The following is a 6126-nucleotide window of genomic DNA, read 5'->3' as shown; positions in this document are numbered from 1 at the left end:
ATATATTTTTTTAAGTAGATAAGTAGATAAGTAGATAAGTAGATAAGTAGATAAGTAGATAAGTAGATAAGTAGATAAGTAGATAAGTAGATAAGTAGATAGAATAACTCAAACAATTTGTTTATCAAATTTTTGGTATTAAAAAGCCGAGCATAAGCTCGGCTTTTTGGTGTCTCTTTAAAGACTTACTCTGCAGACTGCGCGTCTTCTTGAACTTCTTCGTTAGTCGCTGGGCGACCCACTAGTTCAATATAAGCCATTGGTGCATTATCACCAGCACGGAAGCCACACTTAAGAATACGAGTGTAACCACCTGGACGGTCTGTATTACGAGGACCGATTTCGCTGAACAATTTACCAACTACTTCATTATCACGCGTGCGAGCAAACGCTAAACGGCGATTTGCTACACTGTCAGTCTTAGCCAGTGTGATTAAAGGTTCAATTACACGGCGTAACTCTTTCGCTTTAGGCAAAGTAGTTTTGATGATTTCATGTTTCACCAAAGAACCTGCCATATTGCTGAACATCGCTTTACGATGGCTACTGTTACGGTTTAATTGACGACCACTCTTACGATGGCGCATGACCCTATCCTTCTAACTAAACTAATATAGTGATTTAGATTATTCAGCTAGGCTTGCAGGCGGCCAATTTTCTAGGCGCATGCCTAGAGAAAGACCACGTGAAGCTAGCACGTCTTTTATTTCAGTTAGAGACTTCTTACCTAGATTAGGCGTTTTAAGAAGCTCAACTTCAGTGCGCTGAACTAAATCACCGATATATTGAATTTGCTCGGCTTTCAAACAGTTTGCTGAACGTACTGTTAGTTCAAGATCATCAACTGGACGAAGTAGAATAGGATCGAATTCTGGCTTCTCTTCTTTCTCTTCTGGCTCAGTTACATCACGTAAATCTACGAATGCATCTAATTGCTCAGCTAAGATAGTAGACGCACGGCGGATCGCTTCTTCAGGATCTAAAGTGCCGTTTGTTTCCATATCAATGATTAACTTGTCTAAGTCTGTACGTTGCTCAACACGGGCTGATTCAACCGAGTACGCAATACGTTCAACTGGGCTGAATGATGCATCAAGCAGCAATCGACCAATTGGACGCTCATCGTCATCAGAGGATAAACGACTAGATGCCGGCACATAACCACGACCACGCTCAACACGAATACGCATGCTGATCTCGCTGCTATCTGTCGTTAAATGACAAATAACGTGATCTGGATTAGCAATTGTTACATCGCCATCGTGCTGAATATCAGCCGCAGTCACAGGGCCTACACCAGATTTAGTCAGGGTCAGAAAAACTTCATCTTTGCCTTCTAACGTTACTGCTAGACCTTTTAGGTTTAGTAGTATTTCAATGATGTCTTCTTGTACGCCTTCTTTCGCGCTGTACTCATGCAATACACCGTCGATTTCAACTTCAGTTACTGCACATCCAGGCATAGATGATAACAGTATACGGCGTAAGGCATTACCCAGAGTATGACCAAAGCCACGCTCTAGTGGTTCTAAAACTACTTTAGAACGCGTTGGGTTGATAGCGTCGATATCGACTAACCTTGGTTTTAGAAATTCTGTAACAGAACCCTGCATTTTATCCTCTCTTAACTCTTAACTTTACTTAGAGTAAAGTTCGACGATTAGTTGTTCATTAATGTCCGCAGACAGATCTGAACGCTCAGGTAGGCGCTTAAAGCTACCTTCCAATTTCTTACCGTCAACTTCAACCCAAGTCGGCTTTTCACGTTGCTCAGCCAACTCTAGAGCAGCGATGATACGTGCTTGTGTTTTAGACTTCTCACGGATTACTACAGTATCTTCTGGAGTAATTACGTATGAAGGAATATTCACAACACGACCATTAACTAAAATCGCTTTGTGGCTTACTAACTGACGTGCTTCAGCGCGTGTGCTAGCAAAACCCATGCGATATACAACATTGTCTAAACGTTGCTCTAAAAGCTGTAACAAGTTTTCACCTGTATTACCTTTAAGGCGAGCAGCTTCTTTGTAGTAATTACGGAATTGCTTTTCTAATACACCGTAAATACGACGTACTTTTTGCTTTTCACGTAATTGTAAACCGTAATCAGATAAGCGACCTTTACGAGCGCCGTGCTGACCAGGTGCAGTCTCAAGTTTACACTTAGAGTCGATAGCTCTTACGCCGCTCTTAAGGAACAGGTCAGTACCTTCACGACGACTCAGCTTGAGCTTAGGGCCCAAATATCTTGCCATGTTATTTCTCCTAACCTATTGTTAAACGCGACGTTTCTTCGGTGGACGACAACCATTATGTGGTATTGGCGTCACGTCAGTAATGTTGGTGATACGGTAACCAGCAGCATTCAAAGCACGTACAGCAGATTCACGACCTGGACCTGGACCTTTAATGAAAACTTCTAGATTTTTTAAACCGTATTCTTGAGCAGCAGTACCTGCACGCTCTGCAGCAACCTGAGCAGCAAATGGTGTAGATTTACGTGAACCACGGAAACCTGAACCACCGGCAGTTGCCCATGATAATGCATTACCTTGACGGTCGGTAATTGTTACAATAGTGTTGTTGAAAGACGCATGAACATGAGCCATACCATCAGCAACTTGCTTTTTAACCTTTTTACGACGAATTGGTGTCTTAGCCATAATACTATCCCCTTATCGCTTAATAGGCTTACGAGGACCCTTACGGGTACGCGCGTTAGTCTTTGTTCTTTGACCACGTAGTGGTAAAGAGCGACGGTGACGTAGGCCACGGAAACAACCAAGGTCCATAAGGCGCTTGATATTTAGAGTAACTTCACGACGAAGGTCACCTTCTACAGTGTACTTGCCAACTGCATCACGCAGTACGTCAAGAGTTTCGTCTGAAAGTTCACCGATTTTTGTGGTCTCGGCGATACCAGTCGCTTCTAAGATAGCCTTAGAGCGAGTCTTACCTATGCCATAAATTGCTGTTAAACCAATAACTGCATGTTTATGATCAGGGACGTTAATGCCAGCGATACGGGCCACTAACACATCTCCTATATTTGAATTTGGTAATCAAAAGTTTGAAAAGCCCGTAAGGATACTCAAACGAAGACCAAATCACAACTAAAAACACAGGCCGAGAAATCTCAGCCTGCACGACTGTTTACTTAGCCTTGCCTTTGCTTATGCTTAGGCTCACTGCAAATTACGCGTACTACACCAGCACGTTTAATAACTTTACAGTTACGGCATATTTTCTTAACGGAAGCACGTACTTTCATTGCTCAACTCCGTAAACTGACCTTATCGGCCGTAGCCTTTAAGGTTCGCTTTTTTCAGCACAGAATCATACTGATGTGACATCAGGTGAGTCTGTACTTGTGCCATAAAGTCCATGATTACTACAACGATAATCAAAATTGATGTACCGCCGAAATAGAATGGCGTTTGCCATGCCATAGTCATGAATTCGGGCACCAGACAGATAAAGGTTATATACAAAGCACCTGCCAATGTCAGGCGTGTCATCACTTTATCAATGTATTTAGATGTCTGCTCACCTGGACGAATACCTGGGATAAATGCGCCAGATTTCTTCAGGTTGTCTGCTGTTTCACGTGGGTTAAAAACCAACGCTGTGTAGAAAAAGCAGAAGAAGATGATAGCTGCAGCTAATACCATCGCATACAAAGGTTGACCAGGAGTCAACGTTGTTGCAATAGCTTGTAGCACATCAGCGACCGGACCTTCACCCTGGCCGAACCAGCTTGCAATTGTACCAGGGAACAGAATTATACTGCTAGCAAAGATTGGTGGAATAACACCCGCCATATTTACTTTTAGTGGTAAATGCGTGCTTTGAGCAGCAAATACTTGACGACCTTGTTGGCGTTTAGCGTAGTTAACAACGATACGACGTTGTCCACGTTCGAAAAACACTACAAGATAAGTAACAGCGAATACTATAACCGCAACCATCAACAGTACAAAAACATTCAAATCACCTTGGCGCGCCATTTCGGCTGTCGAACCAATAGCAGACGGCAGGTTAGCTACAATACCAACAAATATTAGAACTGAGATACCGTTACCGATACCACGTTCAGTTATTTGCTCGCCCAACCACATTAGGAACATAGTACCTGTAACCAAACTCACCACAGCGGTGAAGTAGAAACCGATACCAGGGTTAACAACTAACCCTTCCATCATGCCCGGTAAGCTAGTCGCAATACCGATTGATTGGATAGTAGCAAGCACAAGCGTGCCATAGCGTGTGTACTGGCTAATTTTTTTACGCCCTTGCTCACCTTCTTTCTTAAGCTCTATAAACGGAGGATACATATGCGTTAATAGTTGCGTAATAATCGAAGCCGAGATATACGGCATAATACCCAGTGCTAACACTGAAGCTCGCTCAAGCGCACCACCGCTAAACATGTTGAACATCTCAACAATGGTGCCCTTTTGTTGCTCGAAGAAATCGGCAAGTACAGCGGCGTCAATCCCAGGGATTGGCACAAATGAACCTAGACGGTAAATAATGATAGCACCTAAAACAAATAGTAATCGACGCTTCAATTCCGAAAGTCCACTTTGTGCACTTTGTGTATCTTGACCTGGTTTAGCCATCAGTACTTCCTTAGTCTTCTACCTTGCCTCCGGCAGCTTCAATAGCTTCGCGAGCACCTTTAGAAGCCTTAAGGCCTTTAACGGTAACAGCGCGTGAAACTTCGCCAGATTTAACAACTTTAACGAACAGAACGTTCTTTTTAACTAGACCAGCTGCTTGTAACGCGTTTAGGTCTACCACATCGCCTTCAACTTTAGCGATTTCAAAAAGGTTTACTTCTGCAGATACTAACGATTTGCGTGAAGTGAAACCAAATTTAGGTAGACGACGTTGCATAGGCATTTGACCGCCCTCAAAACCAACGCGTACTTTACCGCCAGAACGTGATTTTTGACCTTTGTGACCACGGCCACCAGTCTTACCAAGACCAGAACCGATACCACGACCAACACGTTTTGGAGCAGTTTTAGAACCTGCAGCAGGTGAAAGTGTATTCAAATGCATGAAATTAACCCTCTACCTTTACCATGTAAGAAACTCGGTTGATCATACCACGTACACATGCTGTGTCTTCTAACTCAACAGTGTGGTTGATACGACGTAAACCAAGACCGCGTAATGTAGCTTTATGCTTCGGTAAACGACCGATAGAGCTCTTTACTTGTGTTACTTTTACAGTTTTATTTGCCATGGTTACCCCAGAATTTCGTCTACGCGCAGACCACGTTTAGCAGCGATTGACTCTGGAGAGTTCATGTTCTCTAGAGCTTGAATCGTTGCACGTACTACGTTGATCGGGTTGGTAGAACCGTAACATTTAGAAAGTACGTTCTGCACACCAGTAACTTCTAGTACTGCACGCATAGCACCACCTGCGATGATACCAGTACCTTCTGATGCTGGTTTCATGAACACTTGTGAGCCAGCATGACGTCCTTTAACAGGATGCTGTAATGTGTTGCCATTTAGGTCTACATTGATCATGTTGCGACGTGCTTTTTCCATTGCTTTTTGAATAGCAGCTGGAACTTCACGTGCTTTACCATAACCAAAACCTACTTTACCTGCGCCATCACCAACTACAGTTAGTGCAGTGAAGCTAAAGATACGACCACCTTTAACTACTTTAGACACACGGTTTACCGCGATTAGCTTTTCAGCTAAATCAGGCTGTTGTTGCTTTGCTTCTACGTTAGCCATTGTCTACTCCTAGAATTGCAAACCGGCTTCACGCGCAGCATCAGCTAGCGCCTTCACACGGCCGTGATATTTAAAGCCACTGCGATCAAAAGCAATCTTTTCGATGCCTTTGTCAGCCGCACGTTCTGCAACCGCTTTACCAACTGCTTGTGCAGCTGAAACGTTGCCTGTGCCTTTAACTGTTTCGCTAATAGCTTTCTCAACAGTAGAAGCAGCAGCCAGTACAGTACCCTCAGCATTAACTACTTGAGCGTAAATGTGACGTGGCGTGCGGTGGATAACAAGACGCGTTGTGCCTTGTTCAATATAATTTCTACGAGTGCGTTTAGCACGACGTAGACGAGCTGTTTTTTTATCCAT

At 43.5% G+C, this 6126-nt stretch carries 11 protein-coding genes; all 11 read right to left on the bottom strand.

Annotated features, from left to right (window positions below):
• Positions 1–185: 185 nt before the first annotated feature.
• Positions 186–587 (bottom strand): 50S ribosomal protein L17, encoded by a 402-nt coding sequence (rplQ, locus tag CWC17_RS04100; protein ID WP_004589197.1) that lies wholly within the window; start codon positions 585–587, stop codon positions 186–188.
• 39 nt (positions 588–626) lie between these two features.
• Positions 627–1613: a DNA-directed RNA polymerase subunit alpha gene (locus CWC17_RS04095; protein ID WP_004589198.1), complete on the bottom strand. Its 987-nt coding sequence runs from the start codon at positions 1611–1613 to the stop codon at positions 627–629.
• Positions 1614–1637: 24 nt separating this feature from the next.
• Positions 1638–2258, bottom strand: a complete 621-nt coding sequence (gene rpsD / locus CWC17_RS04090) for a 30S ribosomal protein S4 (protein ID WP_002959461.1) — start codon at positions 2256–2258, stop codon at positions 1638–1640.
• Between the two features lie 21 nt (positions 2259–2279).
• The gene (rpsK, locus tag CWC17_RS04085) at positions 2280–2666 is read right to left on the bottom strand and encodes a 30S ribosomal protein S11 (RefSeq protein ID WP_002959471.1); all 387 of its coding nucleotides are present in this window, start codon (positions 2664–2666) and stop codon (positions 2280–2282) included.
• Positions 2667–2678: 12 nt separating this feature from the next.
• Entirely contained in the window at positions 2679–3035 is a 357-nt protein-coding gene (gene rpsM / locus CWC17_RS04080; protein WP_004589200.1) for a 30S ribosomal protein S13, read from the bottom strand.
• A 125-nt stretch (positions 3036–3160) separates the two neighbouring features.
• On the bottom strand, positions 3161–3274 hold the full coding sequence (gene rpmJ, locus CWC17_RS04075) for a 50S ribosomal protein L36 (RefSeq protein WP_002959476.1): 114 nt from the start codon (positions 3272–3274) through the stop codon (positions 3161–3163).
• Positions 3275–3296: 22 nt separating this feature from the next.
• Positions 3297–4625, bottom strand: a complete 1329-nt coding sequence (gene secY / locus CWC17_RS04070; RefSeq protein ID WP_055015418.1) for a preprotein translocase subunit SecY — start codon at positions 4623–4625, stop codon at positions 3297–3299.
• A gap of 10 nt (positions 4626–4635) precedes the next feature.
• Positions 4636–5070 carry a 50S ribosomal protein L15 gene (gene rplO / locus CWC17_RS04065; RefSeq protein ID WP_004589202.1) on the bottom strand — a complete coding sequence of 145 codons (435 nt, stop codon included), beginning with the start codon at positions 5068–5070 and terminating at the stop codon, positions 4636–4638.
• 4 nt (positions 5071–5074) lie between these two features.
• Positions 5075–5257: a 50S ribosomal protein L30 gene (gene rpmD, locus CWC17_RS04060; protein WP_004589203.1), complete on the bottom strand. Its 183-nt coding sequence runs from the start codon at positions 5255–5257 to the stop codon at positions 5075–5077.
• Positions 5258–5259: 2 nt separating this feature from the next.
• The gene (rpsE, locus tag CWC17_RS04055; RefSeq protein WP_004589204.1) at positions 5260–5766 is read right to left on the bottom strand and encodes a 30S ribosomal protein S5; all 507 of its coding nucleotides are present in this window, start codon (positions 5764–5766) and stop codon (positions 5260–5262) included.
• Positions 5767–5775: 9 nt separating this feature from the next.
• Entirely contained in the window at positions 5776–6126 is a 351-nt protein-coding gene (gene rplR / locus CWC17_RS04050; protein ID WP_004589205.1) for a 50S ribosomal protein L18, read from the bottom strand.

This window comes from Pseudoalteromonas sp. S3785 (assembly GCF_005887365.1).
GTDB lineage: Bacteria > Pseudomonadota > Gammaproteobacteria > Enterobacterales > Alteromonadaceae > Pseudoalteromonas.
Note: the sequence above shows the minus strand (reverse complement) of the source record. Positions and strands in the feature narration are given on the sequence as shown.

Coding starts and splice junctions, on each gene's coding strand:
- rplO (WP_004589202.1), bottom strand. CDS start 5,070: ATGCATTTGAATACACTTTCACCTGCTGCAGGTTCTAAAACTGCTCCA.
- CWC17_RS04095 (WP_004589198.1), bottom strand. CDS start 1,613: ATGCAGGGTTCTGTTACAGAATTTCTAAAACCAAGGTTAGTCGATATC.
- rpsE (WP_004589204.1), bottom strand. CDS start 5,766: ATGGCTAACGTAGAAGCAAAGCAACAACAGCCTGATTTAGCTGAAAAG.
- rpsD (WP_002959461.1), bottom strand. CDS start 2,258: ATGGCAAGATATTTGGGCCCTAAGCTCAAGCTGAGTCGTCGTGAAGGT.
- rplR (WP_004589205.1), bottom strand. CDS start 6,126: ATGGATAAAAAAACAGCTCGTCTACGTCGTGCTAAACGCACTCGTAGA.
- rpsK (WP_002959471.1), bottom strand. CDS start 2,666: ATGGCTAAGACACCAATTCGTCGTAAAAAGGTTAAAAAGCAAGTTGCT.
- rplQ (WP_004589197.1), bottom strand. CDS start 587: ATGCGCCATCGTAAGAGTGGTCGTCAATTAAACCGTAACAGTAGCCAT.
- rpmJ (WP_002959476.1), bottom strand. CDS start 3,274: ATGAAAGTACGTGCTTCCGTTAAGAAAATATGCCGTAACTGTAAAGTT.
- secY (WP_055015418.1), bottom strand. CDS start 4,625: ATGGCTAAACCAGGTCAAGATACACAAAGTGCACAAAGTGGACTTTCG.
- rpmD (WP_004589203.1), bottom strand. CDS start 5,257: ATGGCAAATAAAACTGTAAAAGTAACACAAGTAAAGAGCTCTATCGGT.